This window comes from Priestia sp. FSL W8-0524, assembly GCF_038005965.1.
Taxonomy (GTDB): Bacteria; Bacillota; Bacilli; order Bacillales; family Bacillaceae_H; genus Priestia; species Priestia zanthoxyli.
This window is the reverse complement of record NZ_JBBOUG010000001.1, coordinates 358,878-385,700: the sequence shown is the minus strand read 5'-3', so window position 1 is coordinate 385,700 and position 26,823 is coordinate 358,878. Positions and strand designations below refer to the sequence as shown.

Annotated in this window: 24 protein-coding genes; 9 read left to right on the top strand and 15 right to left on the bottom strand. The window is 39.2% G+C overall.

Annotated elements, in window-relative coordinates; genetic code table 11:
* Positions 1-74: 74 nt before the first annotated feature.
* The 7 genes from argF to argC all read right to left on the bottom strand — a co-directional run bounded on the left by argF (position 75) and on the right by argC (position 9,550).
* Positions 75-1,025, bottom strand: a complete 951-nt coding sequence (argF, locus tag NST66_RS01975; protein ID WP_028412383.1) for an ornithine carbamoyltransferase — start codon at positions 1,023-1,025, stop codon at positions 75-77.
* Positions 1,022-4,132: a carbamoyl phosphate synthase large subunit gene (locus tag NST66_RS01970; RefSeq protein WP_033578037.1), complete on the bottom strand. Its 3,111-nt coding sequence runs from the start codon at positions 4,130-4,132 to the stop codon at positions 1,022-1,024. Before NST66_RS01970 ends, argF begins: the two co-directional genes overlap by 4 nt.
* A complete protein-coding gene (locus NST66_RS01965; RefSeq protein WP_033578036.1) occupies positions 4,125-5,198 on the bottom strand; it encodes a carbamoyl phosphate synthase small subunit in 1,074 nt (357 codons plus the stop codon). The genes NST66_RS01970 and NST66_RS01965 overlap by 8 nt, the downstream gene beginning before the upstream one ends.
* Positions 5,199-5,268: 70 nt before the next feature.
* Positions 5,269-6,423: an acetylornithine transaminase gene (locus tag NST66_RS01960; protein WP_028412386.1), complete on the bottom strand. Its 1,155-nt coding sequence runs from the start codon at positions 6,421-6,423 to the stop codon at positions 5,269-5,271.
* Positions 6,389-7,213 (bottom strand): acetylglutamate kinase, encoded by an 825-nt coding sequence (argB, locus tag NST66_RS01955; protein ID WP_033578035.1) that lies wholly within the window; start codon positions 7,211-7,213, stop codon positions 6,389-6,391. The genes NST66_RS01960 and argB overlap by 35 nt, the downstream gene beginning before the upstream one ends.
* Positions 7,214-7,225: 12 nt before the next feature.
* A complete protein-coding gene (gene argJ, locus NST66_RS01950) occupies positions 7,226-8,461 on the bottom strand; it encodes a bifunctional ornithine acetyltransferase/N-acetylglutamate synthase (RefSeq protein ID WP_033578034.1) in 1,236 nt (411 codons plus the stop codon).
* A gap of 45 nt (positions 8,462-8,506) precedes the next feature.
* Positions 8,507-9,550 (bottom strand): N-acetyl-gamma-glutamyl-phosphate reductase, encoded by a 1,044-nt coding sequence (gene argC / locus NST66_RS01945; protein ID WP_033578033.1) that lies wholly within the window; start codon positions 9,548-9,550, stop codon positions 8,507-8,509.
* Between the two features lie 352 nt (positions 9,551-9,902).
* Here argC and NST66_RS01940 point away from each other — a divergent pair, with 352 nt between their 5' ends.
* Positions 9,903-10,601 carry a Crp/Fnr family transcriptional regulator gene (locus NST66_RS01940; protein ID WP_033578032.1) on the top strand — a complete coding sequence of 233 codons (699 nt, stop codon included), beginning with the start codon at positions 9,903-9,905 and terminating at the stop codon, positions 10,599-10,601.
* Between the two features lie 31 nt (positions 10,602-10,632).
* Here NST66_RS01940 and NST66_RS01935 read toward each other — a convergent pair whose 3' ends face one another.
* Positions 10,633-10,941: a metal-sulfur cluster assembly factor gene (locus NST66_RS01935; RefSeq protein WP_013055384.1), complete on the bottom strand. Its 309-nt coding sequence runs from the start codon at positions 10,939-10,941 to the stop codon at positions 10,633-10,635.
* 235 nt (positions 10,942-11,176) lie between these two features.
* Between NST66_RS01935 and NST66_RS01930 the strand changes: the two genes are divergently transcribed.
* From NST66_RS01930 to NST66_RS01920, 3 genes are all read left to right on the top strand, one after another.
* A complete protein-coding gene (locus tag NST66_RS01930; protein ID WP_028412391.1) occupies positions 11,177-11,989 on the top strand; it encodes a Cof-type HAD-IIB family hydrolase in 813 nt (270 codons plus the stop codon).
* A gap of 121 nt (positions 11,990-12,110) precedes the next feature.
* A complete protein-coding gene (locus NST66_RS01925; protein ID WP_162200718.1) occupies positions 12,111-12,260 on the top strand; it encodes a hypothetical protein in 150 nt (49 codons plus the stop codon).
* Between the two features lie 3 nt (positions 12,261-12,263).
* Positions 12,264-13,025, top strand: a complete 762-nt coding sequence (locus tag NST66_RS01920; RefSeq protein ID WP_028412392.1) for a DUF3813 family protein — start codon at positions 12,264-12,266, stop codon at positions 13,023-13,025.
* A 37-nt stretch (positions 13,026-13,062) separates the two neighbouring features.
* Here NST66_RS01920 and NST66_RS01915 read toward each other — a convergent pair whose 3' ends face one another.
* Positions 13,063-13,902, bottom strand: a complete 840-nt coding sequence (locus tag NST66_RS01915) for a YitT family protein (protein WP_025749916.1) — start codon at positions 13,900-13,902, stop codon at positions 13,063-13,065.
* A 255-nt stretch (positions 13,903-14,157) separates the two neighbouring features.
* Here NST66_RS01915 and NST66_RS01910 point away from each other — a divergent pair, with 255 nt between their 5' ends.
* Positions 14,158-15,018, top strand: coding sequence for a DegV family protein (locus NST66_RS01910; protein WP_028412393.1), 861 nt, complete (start codon positions 14,158-14,160; stop codon positions 15,016-15,018).
* Positions 15,019-15,070: 52 nt separating this feature from the next.
* Positions 15,071-15,202, top strand: a complete 132-nt coding sequence (locus tag NST66_RS01905) for a DUF3941 domain-containing protein (RefSeq protein WP_013055378.1) — start codon at positions 15,071-15,073, stop codon at positions 15,200-15,202.
* A gap of 34 nt (positions 15,203-15,236) precedes the next feature.
* Here the strand turns inward: NST66_RS01905 and NST66_RS01900 are convergent, their stop codons facing one another.
* Entirely contained in the window at positions 15,237-16,100 is an 864-nt protein-coding gene (locus tag NST66_RS01900) for a CvfB family protein (RefSeq protein ID WP_028412394.1), read from the bottom strand.
* 255 nt (positions 16,101-16,355) lie between these two features.
* On the opposite strand from NST66_RS01900, the gene NST66_RS01895 reads away from it, so the two are divergent.
* The 3 genes from NST66_RS01895 to NST66_RS01885 all read left to right on the top strand — a co-directional run bounded on the left by NST66_RS01895 (position 16,356) and on the right by NST66_RS01885 (position 19,366).
* A complete protein-coding gene (locus NST66_RS01895) occupies positions 16,356-16,847 on the top strand; it encodes a YajQ family cyclic di-GMP-binding protein (protein WP_014461618.1) in 492 nt (163 codons plus the stop codon).
* A gap of 138 nt (positions 16,848-16,985) precedes the next feature.
* Positions 16,986-17,849 (top strand): SDR family oxidoreductase, encoded by an 864-nt coding sequence (locus NST66_RS01890; protein WP_028412395.1) that lies wholly within the window; start codon positions 16,986-16,988, stop codon positions 17,847-17,849.
* Between the two features lie 104 nt (positions 17,850-17,953).
* The gene (locus NST66_RS01885) at positions 17,954-19,366 is read left to right on the top strand and encodes a sigma-54 interaction domain-containing protein (protein ID WP_071276891.1); all 1,413 of its coding nucleotides are present in this window, start codon (positions 17,954-17,956) and stop codon (positions 19,364-19,366) included.
* Between the two features lie 27 nt (positions 19,367-19,393).
* On the opposite strand, the gene NST66_RS01880 is transcribed toward NST66_RS01885, so the two are convergent.
* The 5 genes from NST66_RS01880 to NST66_RS01860 form a co-directional block, all read right to left on the bottom strand.
* Positions 19,394-20,812, bottom strand: a complete 1,419-nt coding sequence (locus tag NST66_RS01880) for an amino acid permease (RefSeq protein WP_028412397.1) — start codon at positions 20,810-20,812, stop codon at positions 19,394-19,396.
* A gap of 23 nt (positions 20,813-20,835) precedes the next feature.
* A complete protein-coding gene (locus NST66_RS01875) occupies positions 20,836-22,515 on the bottom strand; it encodes a M20/M25/M40 family metallo-hydrolase (protein ID WP_154991742.1) in 1,680 nt (559 codons plus the stop codon).
* 103 nt (positions 22,516-22,618) lie between these two features.
* Positions 22,619-23,824 carry an ornithine--oxo-acid transaminase gene (locus tag NST66_RS01870; protein WP_154991744.1) on the bottom strand — a complete coding sequence of 402 codons (1,206 nt, stop codon included), beginning with the start codon at positions 23,822-23,824 and terminating at the stop codon, positions 22,619-22,621.
* Between the two features lie 23 nt (positions 23,825-23,847).
* Positions 23,848-25,395, bottom strand: coding sequence for an L-glutamate gamma-semialdehyde dehydrogenase (gene pruA, locus NST66_RS01865; protein WP_028412400.1), 1,548 nt, complete (start codon positions 25,393-25,395; stop codon positions 23,848-23,850).
* A gap of 345 nt (positions 25,396-25,740) precedes the next feature.
* Positions 25,741-26,775: a LacI family DNA-binding transcriptional regulator gene (locus NST66_RS01860; protein ID WP_028412401.1), complete on the bottom strand. Its 1,035-nt coding sequence runs from the start codon at positions 26,773-26,775 to the stop codon at positions 25,741-25,743.
* Positions 26,776-26,823 lie beyond the last annotated feature (48 nt).

Here is a 26,823-nt window from a genome sequence, read left to right as displayed (position 1 = left end):
TACAACTGGTGTTCCCACAATTAATTCCCTTTAAACAAAAAAACCTTTCTGATATTCTCAGAAAGGTTTTTTTCTTAGCCTAAAATTGCTTGAAGCAAGGCCTTTTGTACATGCATACGATTTCCAGCCTGCTGGAAAACAACCGAATTTGGTCCGTCAATAATGCTTGCTGTCACTTCTTCTTCACGATGCGCAGGCAAGCAGTGGAGAAATAAATAGTCTGACTTCGCATGGGCAGCTAGCTCTTCATTTACTTGATAAGGAGCAAATATTTTCAAGCGCTGCTGTGCTTCTTCTTCCTGTCCCATACTTGTCCACACGTCTGCATAAATAGCATCGGCATTTTTTACAGCCTCTACAGGATCTTTTGTAATCGTAACCTTCGCACCCGTTTTAGCAGCTACTTCATTAACATAAGCTGTTACAAAGTCTTTTGGCTCATATCCGTCAGGGCATCCAATTGAAATATCTATTCCCATTTTTGCACATGCAATCATTAAGGAATGCGCTACATTATTTCCGTCTCCAACATAAGCTACTTTTAGCCCATCAAATGATTTCTTGTGCTCGTAAATCGTTAATAAATCAGCTAGAGCCTGACAAGGATGATAATCATCTGTCAAACCATTAATAACGGGAATGGATGCGTAATCTGCAAGCTCTTCGATCTTGCTATGTTCAAACGTACGAATCATGATAGCATCGATGAATTCAGATAGTACGCGTGCTGTATCAGCAATCGTTTCTCCGCGTCCAATTTGTAAATCCTGGCTGCTTAAAAAGAGGGCGTTTCCTCCAAGCTGCATCATTCCCGCTTCAAATGAGACTCTTGTTCTTGTTGAAGATTTTTCAAAAATGAGCCCCAGCGTTTTTCCTTTTAACGATGTGACGATTTCACCATTTTTATGCTTTTCTTTCAGCTCAATGGCGCTTTCTAAAAGTGACATAATATCGTCTGATGATAAATCTTTAAGCGTAAGCAAATCTTTTCCCTTTAAATTCGTATTTACCGATACTGTACTCATGATACTGTCACTTCCTTTTTAGTTTTTTGAAACCATTCTTGCAGTGATGAAACGTGATATTCCTCGACTTGGAACGATTGGAAAAATAGCGAAGCCGTTTCTGCCTCCGTCATAACCATTAAACCGTGTTTTAATGCTGACATACGGCTTTCTTTATCTTCAGGCTGTAAACTTACATATAATAAAGCTTCTTTCGTTTTTACCCATTCACTAACTTCTTTATCTTTAACAAGAGTTAATCCCGCGCTTTGCGCAAGTTCTTCAAGGCCCTGTGCTTCTCCGTTAATATACACTTCTGCAGCACCTTTTTTACTTAACACATACTGATGGAATACTTTTTTTGCTACTTCTTCAATCGTTGAAGAAATCGCAATTCCTTCACCAGTTGACTTCATTTCTGGTCCAACAAGCGGATCAACTCCTGATAATTTACTTGTCGAAAACACTGGAAACTTAATAGTTGTATAAGCCGGATCCGGCAATAAACCTAGCTTCTCGCTAATTTCCGACAATGATTTCCCAAGCAATATTTGAGTTGATAGCGAAACAAGCGGCGTGTTGCACACTTTGCTTACTACAGGCACTGTACGGCTGGCACGCGGATTAACTTCCAGCATGTAGACTTCATCGTTGTAAATAACATATTGGATATTCATAATCCCTTTATATTGAAGTTTGTTTACAATTTTTTGAGCGTAGCTCACCATTTTTTCTTTATGTGCTGCTTCTACTGTTTTTGCTGGTAAAAGCGCATAGCTGTCTCCTGAATGAACGCCGGCTTTTTCAATATGTTCAACGATTGTCGGAATCAACACATCTTTTCCGTCTGCTACAACATCAATTTCTGCTTCTTTTCCAGGGAAGTAAGCATCAATAAGCATTGGGAAATGAGACGCTTTAATAGCTGGTAAACAAGCCTGCAGCTCCGTTTCATTTTGAATTGTCAGCATTCCTTTTCCGCCAATGACGTAAGAAGGACGAATAAGTAATGGGAATCCCATAGCTTTTGCTTTTTGTACAAGTTCTTGCTCATCTTTCGCCATTTCACCTGGGATATGCGGAATATCACAGTCGTCTAAGAGCTTATAAAACAGGTCGCGATCTTCAAGTGCATCAATAACATCATTTGTAATCCCTAGTAAATTGACGCCAGCTTCTTCTAGCCCTTTAACAAGCGAAATAGCCGTTTGACCTCCGTATTGAACAATTACATCCGTCACATTTTCAGCATCAAGAACGTTTAGCACATCTTCTACTGTTACAGGTTCAAAATATAAGCGGTCTGCTACTTCAAAATCCGTACTTACCGTTTCTGGATTGTTGTTAATTAAAATTGTTTCGTATCCTTCTTTTTCAAGAGCTAACACACCGTGTACAGAGCTGTAGTCGAATTCTACTCCTTGGCCGATACGAATCGGTCCAGAACCGATAATCGCAACTTTTTTATTCGTTGATGGTTCAATCTCACTCTCGCCATAATAACTAGAGTAGAAATAAGCCGTAGAGGATTCGAACTCCGCTGCACATGTATCTACCATTTTGTAGCTTGGCGTAATATGTAGTGCTTTACGTTTCGCTCTTACGTCAAGCTCTGGCACGTTCCATACGCTTGCTAGATACGCATCTGTAAAACCATGCTCCTTCACTTGCTTGAAGTGTTCAGCTGTAATGGAATCAAAACGTACTTCCTTCAAAGAGGCTTCCATTTTAATCAGCTGCGTAAAGTGTGTTAAATAGAAATAATCAATTTGCGTTACTTCATGGATATACTCAGGCGTTGTACCGCGACGTAAAAGCTCAAGGATAACAAAAATACGCTCATCGCTTTGTTCGCCAAGCTTGCTTTTTAATTCATCCGTTGAAAGTTCTTGCAGTTCTTCTACTTCCAATCCTTGTAAATCAATTTCTAAAGAAGACAGTGCCTTTTGGAAGCTACGTGTAAAGTTACGGTCAATAGCCATTACTTCTCCAGTTGCTTTCATTTGCGTGCCAAGCGTTCTCTCCGCGTAGAAAAACTTGTCAAACGGCCATCTTGGAAATTTCACTACTACATAGTCAAGAGCTGGTTCGAAGCTTGCATATGTGTCTCCTGTTACAGGATTTAATAACTCATGAAGCGTGTAGCCTACTGATAGTTTTGCAGCAATTTTAGCAATCGGATAGCCCGTTGCTTTTGATGCAAGAGCAGACGAACGGCTCACACGCGGATTTACTTCAATTAAATAGTACTGCTTGCTTTTTGGATCAAGCGCAAACTGAATGTTGCAACCTCCAATAATGCCAAGCGATGAAATAATTTTAACTGAAGCTGAACGAAGCATTTGATATTCCACGTCGGTTAACGTTTGAGAAGGAGCAACGACTACCGAATCTCCAGTATGAACACCCACGGGATCAATATTTTCCATGTTACAAATTGTAATGCACGTATTGTTCACGTCACGCATAACCTCGTACTCAACCTCTTTAAATCCAGCGATGCTTTTTTCAATTAAGCATTGAGTAATAGCACTTTCACGTAAACCTGACGCTGAAAGTTTTTCAAGTTCTTCCATAGAATGAGCAATTCCTCCGCCCGTTCCGCCTAACGTATAAGCAGGACGTACAATAACAGGAAAACCAATTTTCTCGGCAAAAGCTAATGCTTCTTCTACTTTTGTGACAACTTCACTTTCCGGCACCGGTTCATTTAGTTCATTCATTAATGCACGGAACTCTTCACGGCTTTCACCTTTTTTGATTGATTCAATCGGTGTTCCTAAAAGTTTCACATCGTATTTTGGCAAAATATTTTGTTCATGAAGCTCAAGGGCTAAGTTTAAACCCGTCTGTCCGCCTAATGTAGCTAACAAACCATCCGGCTTTTCTTTTGCAATAATTTTCTCTACGCAGTCTACTGTTAATGGTTCAAAATAGATTCGATCTGCTACGTGAGTGTCCGTCATAATCGTAGCTGGATTATTATTGATTAAGATAACTTCATAACCTTCTTCTTTTAATGACAAGCATGCCTGAGTTCCTGAATAATCAAATTCTGCTGCTTGCCCAATTACGATTGGTCCTGATCCGATTACTAAAATCTTTTTTAATGTTTGGTCTTTAGGCATATACTTTTCCGCTCCCTACTTGCTGTACTTTCGTCATAAATTCATCAAAGATATACGTGCTGTCACTTGGTCCAGGATGTGCTTCTGGATGATATTGAACCGAAATAACAGGAAGGTCTTTATGCATTAAACCTTCAACCGATCCGTCATTCACATTTTTAAATCGAACGCTTAATGGCGTAGACGTAATCGTCTGTTCATCTACGACATAGCTATGGTTTTGAGACGTCATACACACTTTGTTAGTCGTTAAATCAATTACAGGCTGATTAGCTCCTCGGTGACCGAACGCCAGCTTTTTGGTTTCTGCCCCAAAAGCAAGCCCAATTAACTGATGTCCAAAGCAAATTCCCAAAGTTGGATACGCTGAAATAATTTCTTTTAATTCATCCAGCTGACTGCTTACTTGAGTTGGATCTCCAGGTCCGTTTGATAAGACAATGCCATCCGGCTGCAGCTCTTTTACTTTTGAAGAGCTTGTAGAATAAGGAACAACCGTTACTTTGCACTCTCGATTTAGCAGCTCTTGTAAAATTGATTTTTTATAGCCAAAGTCCATTAATACAACGTGTTTTTCACCGTTTCCGTAAGTAACAGGCTCTTTTGTTGACACTTCTTTTACTACATATCCATCGCATTCAGCAGTAAATGCTGGCGCCTCAGCAGATGCCGAAAAGGCAGATTGCATCGTACCTTCTTTTCGAATTCGTTTTACGACCGCTCTCGTATCCACATGTGTAATAAGCGGAATGTTCCATTTCTTTAAATATTGTTTGAAGCTGTACATCGCTTCGTAATGGAACCCTTCATCTGAACATTCGTATACGACAACGCCTGCTACGTGAGGCTTTTTGCTTTCATAATCTTTCTCATTGATACCATAGTTCCCAATCAAAGGGTACGTAAAGACGATAATTTGATCTTTGTAAGATGGATCAGTCACAACTTCTTGATAACCAGTCATTCCAGTAAAGAAAACAATTTCTCCTTCTGCCTGGTGCGTTGCTGTATGTTCAATGTGTCCGGCGAACGAATCGCCGTTTGCTAAGTGTAAATATCCGTTCATTGTGCATCCCTCTTCGAATAATTATTTATAAAACAGAATTTTTATACAAACATATTCAAAAAAATTTGTATTATGAAGTAATTTTTGTTTGGCTAAACGCTTCTTCAATGATATGAATCGCTTGGTCTAACTCTTCTTTTGTTACAGTTAAAGGCGGCAGCAATCGTACTACATGCGGTCCTGCTCCCAGTGCTAGCAATCCTTTTTCACGCATAGCTGCAAGCAATGCCGACTGATGTTCTCCGCATTCAATTCCAATCATAAAACCTTTTCCGCGAACATCTTTTACAAATGAATAATCTGCTACGCTATTTTTCAAAGCGTTGGTAAAATAAAGGCTTTTTTCTGCAACCTCTGCTAAAAATGCTTCGTTAAAAATAATGTTTAAAGTTGCTTTAGCTGAAGCTAATGCAATTGGATTTCCTCCAAAGGTTGTTCCGTGAGTACCAGGTCCAAACGCTTCTTTGAGATAGCCTTTTCCAATCATCGCACCAACCGGCATTCCGCTTCCTAACCCTTTAGCTGCTGTAATAATATCTGGTGACACATTAAAATGCTGATAGGCAAATGGTTTTCCTGTTCTGCCGATTCCAGTTTGCACTTCATCGACTATAAACAGTGCTTCGTGCTTTTTACACAGCTCTTGAATAGTTAATAAAAATGCTTCGGTTCCTGGAACAACTCCGCCTTCTCCTTGAATGACTTCAACCATAATTGCTGCTACGCTGTCGTCCATTTCCTGTTTTAATGCTTCTTCATCATTGTATGGCACGTAAACAAACTCATTAACAAGAGGACCGAAGCCATCATGAATTTTTGCCTGCCCTGTAGCTGTCATGGTAGCAAATGTACGTCCATGAAATGATTTTGTAAAGGTAATGATTTTATGTTTTTGCGTGTACTTGCGCGCTAATTTAATCGCCGCTTCGTTGGCTTCTGCACCGCTGTTACAGAAGAATACTGCATCACCGTTTGAATGTTCCACAAGCTTACCTGCTACATCTTCTTGAATCGATTGATGAAATAAATTTGACACGTGCCACACTTTATTTAACTGCTCTTCGATCGCTTTTTGAACATCAGGATGACGATGGCCTACGTTACAGACAGCGATACCTGAAATAAAATCTAAATACTCATTTCCTTTGTTATCTATTAATTTTGTTCCTTGCGCCTCTTCCACATGGATATCAAACCGTTGATATGTTGGAAACAATGAACTCATCGCTATCTTCTCCACCTTTTCCACTATATTTAATTGCTGTACCAATCAGCTTTCCTTCCTTATCTAAAAATCCATCAGTTCCGCTAATAATATGAACTTCTTCAAGTAAAGGAGATAACGCATTTACCGCTGATGTCACTTTTGGAATCATTCCGCCGTAAATTACTTTTTCTTCAATAAGTGCATCAATCTCTGACTTTGTAAGTTCAGGAAGCAATGCTCCATCCTTTAATACACCTTTTACATCCGTCACAAACATCAGCTTTTCAGCATTTACTGCTTGTGCAACGGCTCCGGCTGCCACGTCAGCATTAATATTATAGCTATTACCTTCTTCATCGGCTCCAATGGAAGAAATAACCGGAATGTACTGACTGTCAGTTAGTTGTTTTAATAATGTATCGTTTACGCCTTTTACTTCTCCAACGTAACCTAGACGTTCAACATCGATAGCCTCTGCTTTAAGCAAAGATCCATCAATTCCTGATAGTCCTACTGCTTTTAAGTTCGCTTTTTGTAGTTCTTTTACAAGATGCTTATTAACTTTGCCTGCTAATACCATCGTCACAACTTCTAATGCTTCTTTGGACGTTTTTCGAAGCCCATCTACAAATTCCGTTTCAATGTGAAGCTTGGTAAGCGTATCTTGAATATCAGGCCCGCCTCCGTGCACAACAATGATCTGATATCCACTCGCTTTTAACTGCTGAATACTTTCAAAAAAAGCGCTTGTTAACTGATTGATAATGCTGCCTCCGCATTTTACAACGACGATTTTTTCACTGCTCATTTCACTCTCTCCTTACGTTCGATAACTGGCGTTGATTTTCACATAATCGTAAGTCAAATCGCAGCCCCACGCCTTGCCAATTCCATTTCCCTGCTGCAAGTCAACATAGACTTCAACCGTATCATTTTCTAAATAAGCTTTTGCTTCTTCTTCACTAAATGAAACAGGCTGGCTGTTTTTTAGCATTTGGATATCACCTAACGAAACGTTCACTGCTTCTGGATTAAGCGCTACGCCGCTGTAGCCAACTGAACAAATAATTCGTCCCCAATTGGCATCGGCTCCATACATGGCCGTTTTCACTAAGTTCGAGCCTACAATTTGTTTAGCAATCACATTTGCCTCTTCGTTTGTATGAGCACCAGATACGTTTACTTCAATTAGTTTTGTTGCTCCTTCACCGTCGCGTGCAATTTGTTTGGCTAAATCTTCACACGTCAAGCGCAGTGCTTCATAAAATGACGTCCATTCAGGATGATCTGGTGTAAGCGACTGGTGATCAGCTTTTCCATTTGCTAAAACAACAACCATATCATTCGTAGACGTATCACCATCTACTGTAATTTGATTAAAGCTTTTATTTGTAATAGAACCCAGCGCATCTTGTAGTACTGAAGCTTCAACCTTAGCATCCGTTGTGATAAAGCTAAGCATCGTAGCCATATTCGGGTGAATCATACCTGATCCTTTCGCTGTGCCGCCAATCGTAACCGTTTTGCCGTCAATGGCTGTTTGATAGCAAGCTGACTTCATTACGGTATCTGTTGTTAAAATAGCCGTTTGAAATTCTTCTGCTTTTTCTTTGTTCGACGAAGGACTTAATAACCCAATGCCCTTCACGATTTTTTCCATATCTAGAAGCTCTCCAATTACCCCTGTAGAAGCTACCGCTACATGATGAGGTAGAATATTAAGCTTTTCTGCACATGTATTTCGCATTTGGTATGCATCTTTTAATCCTTGTTCTCCAGTACATGCATTTGCACATGCGCTGTTCACAACGATCGCTTGCAGCTTCTGCTCTACTGCTACACTTTCTTTTGTAACAGCTAAAGGCGCTGCTTGGAAAGCATTAAGCGTGTAAACAGCTGCGCAATTAGCTGGCACATCACTTACAATAACTCCTAAATCTTTTTTAGCATAACGTAAACCAGCGTGAACGCCATCTGCTGAAAAACCTAGCGGCGTTACAATTGTACCGTTCTCTATTTTCTTTATCTTTTCTTTCGTTTGTTTAACCGTAATCACTATACGTTCCCTCCTGCTTTTATCGTGATTAGTGATGCTGTGCTTTTATGGGAAGACAGGCAGTAGTCCAATACCCGTTTGCTGTTCAAATCCCATCATGATATTGGCATTTTGAATGGCCTGACCGGCTGCCCCTTTAACTAAGTTATCAATGACAGAAACAATCGTGACACGCTTTGTTCGTTCGTCAAATGCAATACCAATATCGCAATAATTTGATGCACTTACTTCTTTAGTAGACGGAAATTCACCAGCTTTTCGAACGCGAACGAATGGGGAGTTTTGATATGTATCTACATATAGCTGATGAAGCTCTTGTACTGAGCTCTCTTCAGAAAGTTCAGCGTATATCGTACTCATAATCCCTCGCGTCATTGGAACTAAGTGCGTACTGAACGTAACATGGCCAATTTCCTCATCCCACTTTTCTAAAATAGATTCAATTTCTGGGATATGCTGATGCTGATTAACTTTGTATATTTTCATATTTTCATTGATTTCAGCATAATGAGCCATTTGCGAAAGACCACGTCCTGCTCCTGAAATTCCGGACTTTGCATCAATGATAATAGAGTTTGATTTCACCATTTGTTTACTAACGAGAGGAGCTAGCCCAAGCAGTGTAGCTGTTGGATAACAACCCGGGTTCGCAACGAACGTACTGCTTTCAACTTCTTCTGCAAACCATTCCGCTAACCCATACACGGACTGTTGTAAAAACGCTTCGGCTGCAGCAGGCTTTTTGTACCACTTTTCATAAAGAGCTTCTGTTTTTAATCTAAAATCTCCAGATAGATCTACCACTTTTATTCCTTCTTCTATTAATTGAGGTACAAGTTTGCTAGAAACACCGGACGGAGTTGCTGTAAACACTAAGTCTAATTCTTTGGCCATGTTCTTAGGGTTTATATCTTGCAGTGTATATACAGTATTAGAAAGGTGAGGATAAACTTCTGCTAGTTCCATCCCATCCTGAGAGGATGAATAAACTGCATAAACATGAAAATGCGGGTGATTCGCTAACAAACGAATCAGTTCTACTCCTCCATACCCTGTTGCTCCAACAATTCCTACCTTGTATTCTTTCATTTTAAAACTCCTTTTTCCACGTATCTATTTGAATTATTTATCATTATAATACCGTATAAAAATAAAATCAAATGAATATTTAAAAAAACCAACACTTTATTCTATATTTTTAAACGTTTTTATTTATTCATAAGTTTTTATTTTTATAACTATCTTTCTATTTTTGTTTAGAAATTGTTCACAGATAGTTTTGGAAAACACTGGTTGTTTTTGTGTATAATAAGAGTATCGATAAAAATCATCCGTATGACATTTCTTCATACGGCTAGTGGACGTACAGGATATACAGACTGTTCTAACTTAATAGATTAATAAGTAACAGTCGCAAAAATTTTGAGTAAAAGGTGATAACATGATGAACATCACAACGGATTCTTTTTCAAATGAGCTGCAGCAATTTTTTATGGACTTTGATCATAAAATTTCGTTTAAAAAAGGTGACTTTCTCTTTCAAGAAGGTTCACCTTCAACTCATTTATTTTTTATTACTTCTGGAGCTGTACAAGTAAGTAAAGTGACGCCGGAAGGACGCGAACTGACGCTTCAGCTGGCAAGTTCAGGAGACTTAATCGGGGAAGTTATGCTGTTTTGCGGATCTACTCCCCATATGCTTCAAGCAAAAGCCATTGAACCTTGTACAGCGATCAGCATTCAAAAACGGGTGTTAGAAAACGAACTAGCACAATACCCTGCTCTTTCCATGGAGTACATGAAGTGGATGGGACTTCAAATTAAGCGAATGCAGACAAAGTTTAGAGACTTAATTCTAAATGGAAAAAAAGGAGCTCTCTATTCTACTCTGATTCGCATGTCCAATAGTTTTGGGGTAATGAAGCCAAATGGTATTTTATTAAACGTAACGTTGACAAATCAAGAGATCGCTAATCTATGCGGGACATCCCGAGAAGTGGTCAATCGTATGCTCGCTGAGTTGCGAAAAAATGAAGTAATCTCAATGACAGATGGAAAAATTATCATTCATAAGCTCTCTTTTTTAAAGAAAGAAATAGACTGTGAAGACTGCCCTGTGGAATTGTGCAGAATTGAATAAGAAAAAAAGCCATCGTTGATGGCTTTTTTTCTTATTGAACACCTAATGCAATTTTAGCGTAGCGCGTCATGCGATCTTTATCCCATGGCGGGTTAAATGTGATATTCACTTCTACATTTTCTACTTCTTCAAGAGAAATTAATTGTTTTTTCACTTGTTCGCCAATCACACCCGCTAGCGGGCACCCAATAGAAGTTAACGTCATCGTCACGATAACCGTGTTGTTTTCTTCCATTTCCACCCCGTAAACTAAGCCTAAATTTACGATATCAACGCCAAGCTCTGGATCAATTACTTCTTCTAGTGATTCCATGATTTTATCTTCTAACTGTTTATCCATATTCATTCTCCTTTCTTTTACTTCCGTAATTATCTTCACGTATTAAATATACCCTTAAACAATTTATCGTAAGCAATCAATAACTATGTCTTACACCGTAACAAGACAACTTTTGCATGTCAATCGTTCTGCTTTGCTCATAAGGAAAAGTTGTGTAAAATATGGGAATACAAGCATGAATATTAGTAGAATTCAATATAATCGTATAACTACTTCAATTTAAAAGGAGCCCTATATGAGAAACGATCAACACTTAATCGCCTTAGATCTGGATGGAACATTGTTAACGAATGAAAAAACCATTTCACCTAAAACAAAACGGGTGTTAGAAAAAGCCAAACAAGACGGACATATTGTAATGATTGCAACTGGAAGACCTTATCGTTCCAGTGCTATGTATTACAGCGAATTAGATTTATCCACGCCTATCGTAAACTTTAACGGAGCGCTTGTCCATCATCCCCTTCAGCCTGATTTTGGCACGCATCACGAACCTTTAAATCGCCGAACTGTTCATGACATTGTGACAGCTATGCAAGACTATCGCATCAACAATATCATGGCAGAAGTACAAGATGATGTGTATCTTCATTTTGAAGATCGAAAATTAATGGATGTACTCAGCCTAGGGGATCCTAAATTACAAACGGGTGATTTGCGTCATACGCTGCAGCACGATCCAACGTCTATTTTAATTCACGCAGATGAAGAACATGTACAAGATATACGCTCTCACCTTTCAGATGTTCATGCAGAAGTACTAGAACATAGACGCTGGGGAGCACCTTGGCATGTCGTTGAAATTGTAAAAAAAGGACTTAATAAAGCTGTAGGTCTTGAGCGCGTAGCTAATCATTATCAAATTCCTCGCGAACGAATTATTGCATTTGGAGATGAAGACAATGATTTTGAAATGATTAAATTTGCAGGACACGGTATCGCCATGGAAAATGGTATTAGCGAATTAAAGCAGCTAGCGCGTGAAGTAACAAAATCGAATGAAAATGATGGTATTGCTTATTATTTGGAAAAAACGTTAAATTTATAACTTAGCTTTTTTTGAAAAGCAAGGTAAATTTTTATCGCTATCATTTTTTTTATTTAGCACACACTATAACCGACACTTCTTAAGGTGTCGGTTTTATTTATATTACGAGGAGGAATTTATGATGGGCAGAGGCAATCGATCAAAACGTTTTGTGAAACAAGGTGCAGACGCAGTTCAAAAACATGATGAACGAATTCCTTATCATATGACTATGGCGGAGGCAGAAGCATTTCAAGCTCACCAGCGCCAAACTCCTCATGGAGGACAGTAACTTATGAAAAATTCACTTTTTGGTCAAGTAAAAGATGCGATTCGAAACGCAGTATCCGGCCATTCAGAAGATCAGCTTCATCGTCAAAAGCACGGCAACGGTGAACTTGATATTTCAGAAGGCGTATTAAATAGTATTGCTTCTAACGCTTCTCCTGAGGAGCAAGAGCAGCTGAAGCAATTCCAAAACTCATTGCATCAAGCGTATGATACAGATGGAGAATCACATTCAAAAGAGAAAAGCGCAGACATTACGTCCGATACGCTGTCTCATATCGTTCAGAATGCTTCTTCCGAAGAGAAGGCACAGCTTGAACAGCTTCAAAGCACTTTAGAAGGCGGTCAGTCTCACGCTCACGGTGAAGCTCACACGTCCAGTGAAAGCGTGGCAGCTGATATATTGTCTCATGCACAGCAAAATGCTTCTCCTGAAGAAAAGAGCCAGCTTGAACAGCTTCAAAGCACTTTAGAAGGCGGTCAGTCTCACGCTCACGGTGAAGCTCACACGTCTAGTGAAAACGTGGCAGCTGATATGCTGTCTCATGCACAGCAAAGCGCTTCTCCTGAAGAACAAGCTCAGCTTCAACAGCTTCAGAATACATTGGGAGCTGCTGGTCAAAATCATCAAACGTCTCAGGCTCATACGTCTGCAGCTTCTGATGAAAACATTGCAGCTGATATGCTGTCTCATGCGCAGCAAAATGCTTCTCCTGAAGAACAAGCTCAGCTTCAAGAACTTTCTAATGACTTAAAAGGCACACATTAATAAAAAAGAGTCCAGGTAATGAATACCTGGACTCTTTTTAATCTTTGCGAAACAAACCAAAGATTCCCGTTGTTTGAACGATATTAGTAAATGCCTTAGGATCCACCTCTTTAATTACTCGTTCCAAGTCAAATAATTCATACCTAGTTAAAACAATCATTAGCATTTCTTTATCTTCGTTTGTGAAGCCTCCTTTAGCCGGTACCGCCGTAATCCCTCGCACGAGTTTGGCATGAATCGCCTTTCTTAGCTCCACTCCTTTTTTCGTTACGATCATTGCTGTGAGTTTGACATGACGCGTATGAATAACATCAATGACGCGAGTGGTCGTATAAAGCGTCACAAGCGTATAAAGTGACTTCTCAGCACCATATAAAAGACCTGCTAGCACGATAATAATTGCATTTAATATGAACATATAAGTGCCAATTGGTCGGTCTTTTACTCGGGACAAAATCAGGGCAATGATATCGAGCCCACCAGTTGAAGCTCCAAATTTCAACGTAATTCCTACCCCTACCGCTAAAATAACGCCTCCAAAAACTGCATTAAGGATGATGTCCTTAGAAAGTGCTTGAATAGGAATAATTCCAAGAAACAAAGTTGTTGCAGCAACGCTGATAAAACTGTAAACAGTAAATGACTTCCCCACTTTTTTCCACCCTAAAATAGTTACAGGAATATTTAACAACAACAGCAGCACTCCAGTGGAAATAGTAAAAGGAGTGTAATCTGTCACGATACTCGAAACAAGCTGTGCTACTCCCGTAAAGCCGCTCGAATATACATTAGCAGGTATCAAAAACAAGTTGAGCGCAAGCGCATTCAATAATGCTCCTACTAAGACGACTATCGCTTTTTTTGTTTCAAGCCACATATTCAAATGACCGACCTCCGCTTTTTAAAACTTCTTACTTCCTTATACCCATTTATAAAATGAATAAAGTCAGCATCTTTAAAATAGTTAGTACATATAGTATGTACGATTTGGCAGAATTAAAAAAACTTATTCAAAAATTGTATTTTCCTCCAAGTGCTTATACACTAATACTATGTCGTATATAACGCTTTTCAATGTTTATACATCAAACTCATTTCATATTTTATAAATGCAATTAGGAAGGTGACATTTATGTCAATTAAACTTTTAACCGATAGTGCAAGCGATTTGCCTTTATCCTTTTTTCAAGAAAATAACGTTGGCTTTTTACCGCTTCGCGTAAGCTTGGATAATCAAGAATTTTTAGATCTACAAACGATTGAACCAGCTTCTGTCTACGAAGCCATCCGTAAAGGCAAGATGCCGAAAACGTCTCAAGCGGCTCCAACTACTATGTATGAAGTCTTTGAGAACATAGCTAAATCAGGTGATTCGTGCATTTATTTAGCTTTTTCTTCGGAATTGTCCGGTACATATCAAACAGCAATGATGATTCGAGAAGAACTCCTAGAAAAGTATCCCGATTTCCAATTAGAAATAATCGATACGAAATGTGCATCTCTTGGCCAGGGAGTAGTTACTTATTATGCAGCACAATTATTACACCAAAACCTCTCGCTAGTAGAAATGACAGAAAAAATAAAGCAATACGCTCTGCATATGGAGCATATTTTTACGGTTGATGACTTGGATTTTCTTGCTCAAGGAGGCCGCGTGAGCAAAGCTTCTGCTTTTGTAGGAGGTCTGCTTAATATTAAGCCGCTGCTTCATGTGGAAGATGGAAAATTGATTCCAATCGAAAAAATCCGCGGCCGTAAAAAAGTATTTAAACGCATGCTTGACGTGATGGAAGAGCGAGGAAAAAATCTCTCTTCTCAAACCATTGGAATTAGCCATGGAGATGATTTAGAAACAGCTCTTCAGCTGAAAGAGATGATTCAAGAACGTTTTGGCACCAAACATTTTATTATTAATATTATTGGTGCAGCCATAGGTTCTCATTCTGGCCCAGGGACAATTGCAGTCTTCTTTTTGAACGAAACCATCGAATAATTTAAAGAGGTCAGGGCATTCTAAAGGTACGATCAAAAAGGGGTGTATCACAATGCCAAAAACGAGCGATAACGATAAAAAAGCAAAAGATAATAACGCAAAGCTTCACGAAAAGAATCTGCAAGCTAAGCACAACCGTGAGCTTGGAAAACATTCATTTTCTAAAAAAACTGATCACTTATAAAAAGAAGCCGCTGAATTTTCAGCGGCTTCTCCTTTTAGTTTTCTTCTTTTTTAAAATATGTCCATCCTTCTTCTTGATAAACTTTTCCTTCTTTCATCAATTTACCAAGCGCACGTTTGAACGCAGCTTTACTCATATTAAAGCGCTCACGAATATCTTCTGGATAGCTTTTATCCCAAAATGGCATAACGCCACCGCGGCTTTCCATGTAATCGTATAGTACTTGTGCATCTTCATCCATGCTTTCTTGTTTGCGCGGAAGAAGCGATACGTTTAGCGTTCCGTCTTCTTTTACATTAATGACGCGGCCAGTTACATGCGTACCAAGCTTCGGTTCTTTACGTCTTTCGCTTTCGTGAATAAATCCAACATATCCTTCATCTGTCATAATAAATGAACCTACGCGCAGGACACGGTAGATATATCCGCTCACTTCACGATTAAAAAGTTCAGGTGGAGCATCTAAGGCCATTGCTTTCATCACATCGTCTGTAGCAATTTTCCCGTACATCTTACCGCGCTTTGAAATCTTCATCGTACAGTAAACTTTGTTTCCAACTTCTGGCCACAGCTCTTCTAGCGCAGGTAAATCTGTTGAACCAATTAACATATCTTTGTTCATGCCGATATTTACAAACACGCCTAAACCCGGATTAACATCTACGACTTCAACCCACTCATAGACACCTTCTTCAACAAGGGGTAAGTGCATCGTTGCCGTTAAGCGGTCGTGCTGATCAAGGTATAGAAAAACTTCTACTTCTTCTCCTTCAGCAAGTTCTCTTGTTGTTTCATTTTTATGTAGCAAAATTTCTTCTTCACCTTCTGCTAACATATAACCAATCGGCGTTTCGCGGTTTACTGTTAAATACGCTTTCATCCCAGCTTCTACATTCATCGTTCTATCCATCCTTTATATAAATTAGTAGTGATTGTTCCTTCACCACATACCTTCTCACTTTGCATCAAACAGCATTTCAAATTTCAAATCAACTAAAATGCATGCATTGTTTAAAAAAGCTGCTTCTATAGCTTACAACAAAAAGCATAACTTGTATTGTATCAATTACCGGCTCTCTATTCAATATCAGTTGTATACAGTTTGTGTTTTATTTATAATAAAAGAACAAACTCTTTACATATGGAGGTTATTATGGCTAAAGATAGTTCATTTGACGTTGTGTCACAAGTTGATTTATCAGAGGTAACAAACGGCATTACCATGGCAACAAAGGAAATTAAAACCCGCTATGATTTTAAAGGCAGTAAAAGCGAAATCTCGCTCGAAAACGAAGAGCTTGTTCTTATTTCTGATGATGAATTTAAGCTTGAACAGTTAAAAGACGTACTGATTTCTAAGCTCATCAAACGCGGCGTACCTACACGCAATATCTCCTACGGTAAAATTGAAAATGCTTCTGGAGGAACGGTTAGACAGCGCGCTAAGTTAATTCAAGGTATCGACAAAGACAACGCTAAAAAGCTAAATACAATTATTAAAAATACCGGTTTAAAAGTAAAAAGCCAAATTCAAGATGATCAGCTTCGCGTAAGCGGTAAAAATCGTGATGACCTGCAGCAAATTATTTCAGCTATTCGCAGCGCTGATTTACCTATTGACGTACAATTTATTAATTACCGCTAAAAATGGATGCCCCCGGCATTCATTTTTTCTTTTAAAGCCTTTTTTATCCGTTTAGGCTTATCCCTATGCATAGATACACTCTCTTAACAAATACTAGTATACGCTTACATACTCATATTAATTAAGGAGTGTATACTAATGAATCAAAATCAAAAACAAAACTTCCCTCCTCAGCATCAGCAAACTCAGCCAGGTATTGAGAAAGATATGCATCCAGTCCCTACCTCTATCGCTCCAGACTATAAGGCAAGCGGAAAATTACAGAATAAAGTAGCCGTTATCACCGGAGGAGACAGCGGGATTGGACGTTCTGTCGCTTATCATTACGCGAAAGAAGGCGCAAATGTTGTCGTAACCTATCTGAATGAACATGATGATGCAAATGAAACTAAAAAACAAGTTGAACGAATGGGGGCTTCTTGTTTGTTGCTTGCTGGTGACATAGGAGATGAGCATTTTTGTCAAGAAGTCGTCTCAAAGGCCATTCAGACTTTCGGAAAAATAGACATTTTAGTCAATAATGCAGCTGAACAGCATCCTCAAAAAAGCATTACGGATATCACCACTGAACAGCTTACCCGTACGTTTCAAACGAATATTTTTTCAATTTTTCATTTAACCAAAGCTGCATTGCCTCATTTAAAACAAGGAAGCGCGATTATTAACACAACTTCTGTGACAGCTTATCATGGGCATGACCAATTAATTGATTACTCTTCAACCAAGGGTGCTATCGTGGCTTTCACACGTTCTTTGTCAGCTTCACTCGCAACAAAAGGCATTCGCGTAAACGGCGTAGCTCCAGGACCTATTTGGACACCTCTTATTCCGTCTACGTTCGACGAACAGCAAGTTGCAACATTTGGGTCTAACACACCTATGAAACGAGCAGGACAGCCTTCTGAGCTCGGAGCGGCCTATGTATATTTGGCAAGCTCTGATTCTTCTTATATGTCCGGGCAAGTCCTTCACATTAATGGAGGATCCATTGTAAACGGATAACATTTCTCTTCGGTCATTCATTTATTTTTCTATGGAAACACTATCAGAATTCAGCTATTTTTGTTTAAATAGAGATATGAACACCGCTAAAGGAGAGTATTTGAATGACCGATACATTAAGCACTCTTAAACATATATATGAAACCATTTTAAATAAAGTCGATGCCGGTATCCATGCGGTCGATGAAACAGGAAAAACCATTATTTACAATGAAAAGATGACAAAGATGGAGCTGATGGATGAACAAGACGTTTTACATAAAAACTTGTTAGATGTGTTTATGTTCAAAGAAAATCAGCAAAGCACACTTGTACAGGCGCTGCAAAAAGGAAAAGAAACGGTTAACGTCAAGCAAACGTATTTCAACAATCAAGGACAAGAAATCACGACGATTAATAATACCTTCCCTATTTTAAAAAACGGTGTCATTCAAGGAGCGGTTGAAATTGCTCAAGACGTGACGAAACTAGAGCGTCTAATCCGGCAAAACATTAGGCAAAAAGGAAACACACGCTTTACGTTTGATAGCATCATCGGAAGCAGTCAAGCCGTTCACGATGTTATTGAAGACGCTAAGCGCGCCACTAGAACTCCTTCTTATGTCTTAATTATTGGAGAAACAGGCACGGGGAAAGAACTGTTTGCCCAAAGCATACATAATGGCAGCAGCCGCTCTTCCGCTCCTTTTATTTCACAAAACTGCGCTGCGCTACCGGATAATTTAATTGAAAGCCTTTTGTTCGGTACGAAACGCGGAGCTTTTACAGGTGCAATGGATAATCCTGGTCTTTTCGAACAAGCGCAAGGAGGCACATTACTGCTAGATGAAATCAACTCGTTGAATCCAAATCTGCAGGCTAAGCTTCTTCGAGTACTGCAAGAAAAAACCGTACGAAGAATTGGGGATACAGTAGACAAACCGGTGAACGTTCGAGTCATCGCGAACATGAATGAAGACCCAATCGATGCGATTGCAGAAAATCGATTACGTAAAGACTTATATTATCGACTTGGCGTCGTGACGCTTTTTATTCCTCCTCTTCGTGAACGAAAAGAAGATATTATTGAATTAACAAAGTTTTTCATCAAAAAATACAATGATTTGTTTCAGATGAATGTAAAAACCGTAGATCACCAAGTCATGTCTTCTTTTCTCTCTTATGACTGGCCAGGAAACGTACGGGAATTAGAGCACATTATTGAAGGTGCAATGAACTTGGTGATGGATGAAGATGTTATTCACTATTCTCACCTTCCTTTTCAATACAGAACAAAGTTCCAGCTAAAGCAGCATGAACATTTTGAAGATAAAACAAGCGGTGAAGCACCCTCTTATCCAAGCGCTTTTCACCCTCCTCTTCCTTTAAAGGAACAGCTGTTAGCGTTTGAAGCAGAATGTATTAAACAAACGCTTGAACAACACAACCACAACATCTCAAAAAGCGCTAAGATACTAGGGCTGACTAGACAAAGCTTGCAGTATCGTATGAAACGATTAAGCATCCGATCTAAATAAAAAAGAAGTGCACTGTGCACTTCTTTTTTATTTTGCTTTATAAACCGGTGAATCCGATTGTTTTTGATTAATATTTTTCTTGATTCCTATGTGATAATACACGTAGAGTACAACAATTAAAGGAACCCCGCAGTAAAGACCAATTCGTTGATCTGGGATAAAAATTAAGCTGATTAATACAAGTCCATACAAACAAAAACCTAGAATAGGCACAAACGGATAAAGCGGCGTTTTAAATTTAAGCTCCTTTACGTCTCCTCCTTCCGCTAAAAAACGACGGCGGAACATAAATTGAGAGGCACAAATGGACATCCAAACAATAATGGTCACCATTCCTGAAATCGAAATAAACCAAAGATATACGGTTTCGGCAGCCACGACGCTTGTAATCAGCGAGCACCCTGAAATAATCATCGTCACAATTAATGCGTTAATTGGAACACCTTTTGAAGACAACTTCTTCAAAGGTTTTGGTCCCATATTATTGTTTGACAGTGACCAAAGCATACGAGAAGCAGCGTAGACCCCGGAGTTCGCCACGGATAACACAGCTGTTAAAATGACAAAGTTCATGATATCCGCTGCATATGGAATGCCAATTTGATCTAATACGGCCACAAACGGACTTTCAATAACTCCCGCTGTTTTATATGGAAGAATAGAGACTAACACAAACATAGCTAACACAAAGAAAAACAGCGTTCTCCAAATGACGTTTCGAATGGATCTCGGCAACGTTTTCTCAGGGCTTTCACTTTCTCCTGCTGCAATGCCGACAAGCTCCGTTCCTTGAAACGAAAAGTTAACCGTTACTAAAGTTAATAGAACTGCCAGTATCCCATTTGGAAAAAGACCTGCGCCTTGGGTAAAATGCGAAAGAAACGGTGCGGATTCTCCTCCTTTAAAGTCGATAAAACCAAAAACAGCAGCTCCTCCAATTAAAATAAATAGAATGATAGCGGTAACTTTAATGCTCGAAAACCAAAATTCAGTTTCAGCATAGCTTCGAGCGGAAAGAGCGTTAATTAAAAACGTAATGACGCCAAAAATTAAGCACCATGACCATACAGGTACATCAGGAAACCACCTTTGCATTAAAATTCCTGCTGACGTAAATTCAAGCCCTGTCGTATTTGCCCAGCTAAACCAGTATAGCCATCCAATCATAAAGCCAGTAGAAGGTCCTAAAAATCTTGTAGCGTATTCTTGAAAGGAACCTGAAACCGGCATGGCTACGGCTAGCTCTCCTAAACAAAGCATAACTAAGTACATGAGAAAGCCGCCTATTATATAAGCAAGAATGGCTCCTCCAGGGCCTGCCTGGCTAATAGTAAAACCCGAACCTAAAAATAGTCCTGTCCCAATCACGCCTCCTAACGCTATCATAAATAAATGTCTGCTTTTCATTGTTCTCTGTAATTGGTTTTGTTCTGTATGTCTATTCATCGGTACCTCCATTCTTCATTTTCTTATATGGTGTTTGTACAAGCATGACCACTTTTTAATATATGAAGAGTTGTTTCTTGAATCAACTTAGGAAGGACGCCGAACGAATAAGGCTTGTACACTCGCTCTGTCCACTTATGGCCGTCTTTTCCATATACCCCCATATTAATGGACGGAATATTTAACTCTCGAATTTCACGGAAAGGAATCGCACCTGCAATACCCCACCCCGGAAAGTTACGTGTAAAAGCATCAATTTCCTCATCTGTCTCGTGAAGAGATAAAAAACTGCCATCCGCTAGATAGGGGAAGAATTTTTTAAATTGAAACGTCTCTCCCGTCTGGTTTCCAACCTTCTCCACCGCCGCTTGTAAGGTATAAAGAAGCTGCTGATCTCTGCTTTCGTCTTTCTTCAAGTGATTATGAGGCAAGTAAGGCGGTGCAAAAAAGACAATTACACGCGGACTTTGATGCGGATCTAGCTTTTGAAGTTCTTCGATTACTTTAAAGCATCTTGTTCTAAGTTCTAAATGCGCATACTGTTCGAAAGCTCGTTCAATACAACCATGAGTATTTATTCCTTTTTGATCTAATTCTTCCAGGTAATCTTCCAAACTCACAACATCCACTTTCCAAGACAAGTTTCGCTTTGGTAAATTCGTTCTTTGAACAAAAAGTTCGTAATAATCAGAAAGTTTTCCCTCTACTTTTTCACATGCTTCGATTGATAATCCAATTAATTGACTCATCACTTCTTTTGCCGTTCGTTCGTAGATGAAATAGTTAAAATACAAATGACTGCTTACAGCGGTTTGCACATTATAAGCCTCTTTACTGTCTCGTTGATACAGGCAAGAAGGCGGCAGTACCAGCTCTCCTTCAATATTTTCAGCCAGGTTAATATTGTTATGGATGCTTCTCGTAATCTCAGATGCAATCAAATTAGGATCTATGCCAGCAAGCGTATCTCCTACATGCACTTCCCTTCCGTAAATATAAAAACATGGAAGCAGCTTCCCAGCGGCTCCTGTATAAATATAGCGCGTGGAATCTCCATCGTAAAGAGGTGTAATAAAGTCGGTATTAATCGCTGCTGTATACGAAAGATTTTTTTCTTTTTTCAAACGGTTCAGCTCAGAAACAGCAGAAATAATTCCAGCATGCTGGCTTTCCTCATCAGGATTAACCATAAAAAGCACGTTTCCTTCTAATTGATCTCGATGCTTAGTAAAATGCAGCACATTGGCTAAGTGTACAGCAATTCCACTTTGCATATCAACGCTTCCTCTTCCGAACATCCATTCACCTGATTGAGCATCTCGCTGTACATCTTCATTAATGTTATGCATAGAGAAATAGCGCTGAAGCGCTTCTGGATCTAACGCTATATCTTTTAATGAACCAAAATCTTCAATGCCAACCGTATCTAAGTGAGCGTGATAAATAATTGTTTGAGCATTTTTTTGGCTGCCTTGAATAAAAGCAAATACATTTTTTCTGCCTAGCGTATCGCCATTAATTTTCTGTTCCCAGACGTGAAGCGGATTGTCTTTGAAATAAGGAAAACTTTGAAGCGTATTTTTAATAAAATCAGCAATCTTTACTTCGCCGCTTGTCCCATTGATACTTTTGATTTTCACTAACGCTTGTGTTAAACATTCAACTTGCTCTTCAATGCTTAGCCGTGAGAGTTGGGTATACACTTCTATTCCTCCTGCCTATCAAATAAAAACTTCATTTAGCTGCATATGAATAAAAGTAGTACGATATATACATATCGTACTACTTTTATTTATTTTAAACCGATTACTCAGCAAATACTTTTTCAATTCGTTCAATTGCCCAGTCTAACTCTTCTTTTGAAATCGTTAACGGCGGAGCAAAACGAATAACCGTACTGTGCGTTTCTTTACAAAGCAAACCTTGGTCTTTTAATTTTTCACAATAAGGACGAGCCTCTTCGTGTAATTCTACCCCGATGAATAGACCGCGGCCGCGCACTTCTTTCACAACTGGATTGCTTAAGCTTTGGAGCTTCTGTTTGAAATAAGAACCTAATTCTAATGAACGCGCTGGAAGTTCCTCGTCTTCAATTACTTCCAAAGCAGCTAATGATACGGCACAAGCAAGCGGGTTTCCGCCAAACGTTGAACCATGAGAACCAGGGTTAAAGACACTTAAAATGTCTTCGTTAGCAACTACGCAAGAGATAGGGAAAACTCCTCCTCCAAGCGCTTTACCTAAAATCAGCATATCTGGTTCTACGCCTTCCCAATCACAAGCAAACATTTTGCCTGTACGCGCTAAGCCGACTTGGATTTCGTCCGCAATAAATAACACATTATGTTCTTTACATAAGTCAGCTGCAGCTTTTAAGAAGCCTTCTGGAGGTAAAACGATACCTGCTTCGCCTTGAATTGGCTCAATTAAAAATGCGGCCGTATTTGGTGTAATAGCGGCTTTTAACGCTTCTAAATCACCGTAAGGAATCGTTTGAAGCCCTGGAAGCATCGGTCCAAAACCACGTTGATATTCTGCTTCGGATGATAATGAAACAGCTGTCATTGTACGACCGTGGAAGTTGCCCACACATGCGATGATTTGTGCTTGATTTTCAGCAACACCTTTCACATCGTAAGCCCAGCGGCGTGCAGCTTTAATGGCTGTTTCAACCGCTTCTGCTCCCGTATTCATTGGCAGAGCCATATTTTTATTTGTTAATTTACAAATCTTTCCATACCATGGACCAAGCTGATCATTATGAAACGCTCGTGACGTTAACGTTACTTTATCAGCTTGACGTTTTAATGCTTCAATAATTTTCGGATGACGATGTCCTTGGTTAACAGCGGAATACGCGCTTAGCATATCCATATATTTATTATTTTCTGGATCGTGTACCCATACGCCTTCTGCTTTTTCAATTACAATCGGCAGCGGATGATAGTTATGTGCCCCAAACTTTTCTGTTTGCTCAATAATTTTCACCGTTTTTTGTGTTTCAGTTGTCATATTTATTCCTCCTTATTTTCCAATTAAAATGTTTCAGATGTTGTTTTTGCTTGCATGTGAAGAACTAGATAATCCGGTCCCCCTGCTTTTGAATCCGTTCCTGACATATTAAATCCGCCAAAAGGCTGGTACCCTACAATCGCTCCTGTACATCCTCTGTTAAAATACAGGTTTCCAACATGGAACTCTTCACGGGCGCGTTCAATATGCTCGCGGTTATTTGATAATAAAGCGCCTGTTAATGCATATTCTGTATTGTTTGCAATCTCCATCATATGATCAAAATCTCGCGCTTTAGAGAATGCTACTACCGGACCAAAAATTTCTTCTTGCATGAGACGAGCTTTTTCATCTACATCCGCAAAAATAGTTGGCTGAATAAAGTATCCAGTTGAATTGTCTGCTTCTCCTCCCGCAACGAGACGCCCTTCTTCTTTTCCAATTTCAATATACGATAATACTTTATTGTACGAAGCCTCGTGAATAACAGGTCCCATATAAGTCGAAACTTCTTCCGGGTTGCCAACAGTTAATGTTTTTGTTAGCGCAACTGCTTTTTCAAGCACTTCATCATATACATCTTGATGCACAACAGCACGAGAACCTGCGGAGCACTTTTGCCCTGCAAAACCAAATGCAGAATATACGATTGAAGAAGCTGCTAAATCAAGATCAGCATCTTTGTCTACAACCACCGTGTCTTTTCCGCCCATTTCAGCTATAACACGTTTTAGCCATTTTTGCCCCGGCTGTACTTTTGCTGCTCTTTCGTAAATGCGGCAACCCACTGCACGCGAGCCGGTAAATGAAACAAAGCGTGTTTTTGGATGTTCCACTAAGTAGTCACCAATTTCAGGTGTAGCACCAGGAATAAAGTTTAATACGCCTTTTGGTAATCCTGCTTCTTCCATTACTTCTACAAATTTCGCTGCTACTACAGGAGTGGCATCAGCTGGTTTTAATAAAATCGTATTTCCGGTGACAATAGCTGCTACTGCCGTTCCAGCCATAATAGCTAACGGGAAGTTAAATGGTGAAATAATAATACCTACGCCAAGCGGAATATAATTGTACTGATTATACTCACCGTCTCGACTCTGTACTGGAGAACCGTCTTTTAACGTCAGGACTTGACGTGCATAGTACTCTAAAAAATCAATTGCTTCTGCTGTATCAGCATCTGCTTCGTTCCAAGGCTTTCCTGCTTCTTTTACAAGATAACTAGAAAATTCATGCTTTCTTCGACGAATGATGGCCGCTGCGCGGAAAAGAATATCTGCTCGGTGTTCTACTTTCCACTTTTTCCACGTTTCAAAAGCTTTTAGAGCTGACTGCATTGCTTGCTCTGCTAGATCTTTATTTACTGTAGATACATATCCAATTACTTCTTTTATGTTTGCTGGGTTAACAGACGTAATTTTCTCTTCGGTCTCCACTTTTTCACCGTTGATTACAAGTGGATACGTCTTGCCAAGCTGTGTATTCACATATGTTAATGCTTCTTGAAATGCCTGTTTATTGTTTTCGTCCTTAAAATTTGTAAATGGTTCATGAGAATAAGAAACTACCATGATATATGCCTCCTAGTATGCAAATCTTTGTTTACTTTATAGTTATGCAAGTAGCGTGCCAACTTTTAATAAAACTTTACAGCCTCTTTATCATCAAGGCTTTCACTACTTATATCATTCTTTCTTTTTGATAAAAGAAAAAATAATTGGCATATGTATATTTTTTTGGCGCTTAAAATGCCAATTTTTTTTGCGTAAAGAGGATGTTGAGACATACCTAAATCAATTCAATCTAAAAACGAAAAAATCCGAACGAGTTTGATTCTCCATCAAGAATCAAACTCGTTCGGATCTTCCTTCAACTACACTACTTTTGTCTCAGCCTCTTTCTATTTGTGTATTACGTTATCTTTTCGTCATTTGAATGGTTTTGCAGGACTGTCTTTTAATCATTTTGTGAGGAACGCGCACTTGTTCTGCAACAGCATATGGCGTTTCAATCTGCTTAATCAAGCAGCTTACAGCCTGATAACCAAGTTCAAAAATATTAATATCAATTGATGTAAGAGCTGGTCTAGCCATTTCAGCGATTAAGACATTATTAAAACTGACAATAGAGATGTCTTCAGGAACCGAAATTCCCATTTCATCCAATGTATTTAAAACACCTAATGCCATTAAGTCATCTGCTACTACTAGAGCCGTTGGACGTTCTTTTAGAGATAAAAGTTCGCAAACAGCTTCTTTTCCTCCCTTCTGTAGAAATTCTTCATGAATCACATACTCATCCCGGTAAGGAATGTTTGCTTTTTGAATCGCTTTATCATAGCCTGTTAAACGGTCAATGGTAACGACTAATTCAAGACTTCCACCAATAAAAGCAATACGCTCATGACCAGATTCAATTAAATATTCCGTCGCTTCTTTTCCAGCTTTAAAATTGTCGTTATCAACAAACGTGATGCTTTCACTATGCTTAAACGGCTTTCCAATAACTACAAACGGAACGCTCTGTTCTTGCAAATAAGAAAGCACTTGATCATCAACTTTGGAGTACAGCAAAATTAATCCATCCACTCGTCTTCCCTGTACCATTTGAACAACTTCTGCAAAAATCTCTTCTTCCGTTTCTCCAGTTGACATATAAATCGCTCTTTTGTTTTCGTGAGCTCCGGTGCTGATTCCTCTTAGCACTTCTGGGAAGAATGGATTTTGAAACACCTTGTCTGCTGAGCTCGGCATCACTAGGCCGACTGCCTCTGTCGTTTGATTTGCTAGACTTCGCGCAATAATATTTGGGTGATAACCAAGTTCTTTCATAGCCGATCGCACGCGCTGTTTTGTTTTTTCACTAATTCTTGAGCTGTCTGCAATGACGCGAGATACCGTCGAAGGGGCTACATTTGCTAAATTTGCCACATCTTTTATTGTTACACCCATAATTCCACCTCTTAATTATGTTTTCTTCATTACTACTTATCCAATATA

What these genes read in the sequence shown, in the direction of transcription:
- NST66_RS01905 (WP_013055378.1), top strand. Translation starts at nt 15,071, where the DNA reads ATGCCAAAAACGAGCGATAACGATAAAAAAGCAAAAGATAATAACGCA.
- NST66_RS01960 (WP_028412386.1), bottom strand. Translation starts at nt 6,423, where the DNA reads ATGAGTTCATTGTTTCCAACATATCAACGGTTTGATATCCATGTGGAA.
- NST66_RS01970 (WP_033578037.1), bottom strand. Translation starts at nt 4,132, where the DNA reads ATGCCTAAAGACCAAACATTAAAAAAGATTTTAGTAATCGGATCAGGA.
- argB (WP_033578035.1), bottom strand. Translation starts at nt 7,213, where the DNA reads ATGAGCAGTGAAAAAATCGTCGTTGTAAAATGCGGAGGCAGCATTATC.
- NST66_RS01880 (WP_028412397.1), bottom strand. Translation starts at nt 20,812, where the DNA reads ATGAATAGACATACAGAACAAAACCAATTACAGAGAACAATGAAAAGC.
- NST66_RS01930 (WP_028412391.1), top strand. Translation starts at nt 11,177, where the DNA reads ATGAGAAACGATCAACACTTAATCGCCTTAGATCTGGATGGAACATTG.
- NST66_RS01890 (WP_028412395.1), top strand. Translation starts at nt 16,986, where the DNA reads ATGAATCAAAATCAAAAACAAAACTTCCCTCCTCAGCATCAGCAAACT.
- NST66_RS01935 (WP_013055384.1), bottom strand. Translation starts at nt 10,941, where the DNA reads ATGGATAAACAGTTAGAAGATAAAATCATGGAATCACTAGAAGAAGTA.
- argC (WP_033578033.1), bottom strand. Translation starts at nt 9,550, where the DNA reads ATGAAAGAATACAAGGTAGGAATTGTTGGAGCAACAGGGTATGGAGGA.
- NST66_RS01940 (WP_033578032.1), top strand. Translation starts at nt 9,903, where the DNA reads ATGATGAACATCACAACGGATTCTTTTTCAAATGAGCTGCAGCAATTT.
- argF (WP_028412383.1), bottom strand. Translation starts at nt 1,025, where the DNA reads ATGAGTACAGTATCGGTAAATACGAATTTAAAGGGAAAAGATTTGCTT.
- NST66_RS01870 (WP_154991744.1), bottom strand. Translation starts at nt 23,824, where the DNA reads ATGACAACTGAAACACAAAAAACGGTGAAAATTATTGAGCAAACAGAA.
- NST66_RS01920 (WP_028412392.1), top strand. Translation starts at nt 12,264, where the DNA reads ATGAAAAATTCACTTTTTGGTCAAGTAAAAGATGCGATTCGAAACGCA.
- NST66_RS01895 (WP_014461618.1), top strand. Translation starts at nt 16,356, where the DNA reads ATGGCTAAAGATAGTTCATTTGACGTTGTGTCACAAGTTGATTTATCA.
- NST66_RS01915 (WP_025749916.1), bottom strand. Translation starts at nt 13,902, where the DNA reads ATGTGGCTTGAAACAAAAAAAGCGATAGTCGTCTTAGTAGGAGCATTA.
- pruA (WP_028412400.1), bottom strand. Translation starts at nt 25,395, where the DNA reads ATGGTAGTTTCTTATTCTCATGAACCATTTACAAATTTTAAGGACGAA.
- NST66_RS01910 (WP_028412393.1), top strand. Translation starts at nt 14,158, where the DNA reads ATGTCAATTAAACTTTTAACCGATAGTGCAAGCGATTTGCCTTTATCC.
- NST66_RS01860 (WP_028412401.1), bottom strand. Translation starts at nt 26,775, where the DNA reads ATGGGTGTAACAATAAAAGATGTGGCAAATTTAGCAAATGTAGCCCCT.
- NST66_RS01925 (WP_162200718.1), top strand. Translation starts at nt 12,111, where the DNA reads ATGGGCAGAGGCAATCGATCAAAACGTTTTGTGAAACAAGGTGCAGAC.
- NST66_RS01965 (WP_033578036.1), bottom strand. Translation starts at nt 5,198, where the DNA reads ATGAACGGATATTTACACTTAGCAAACGGCGATTCGTTCGCCGGACAC.
- NST66_RS01900 (WP_028412394.1), bottom strand. Translation starts at nt 16,100, where the DNA reads ATGAATGTAGAAGCTGGGATGAAAGCGTATTTAACAGTAAACCGCGAA.
- NST66_RS01885 (WP_071276891.1), top strand. Translation starts at nt 17,954, where the DNA reads ATGACCGATACATTAAGCACTCTTAAACATATATATGAAACCATTTTA.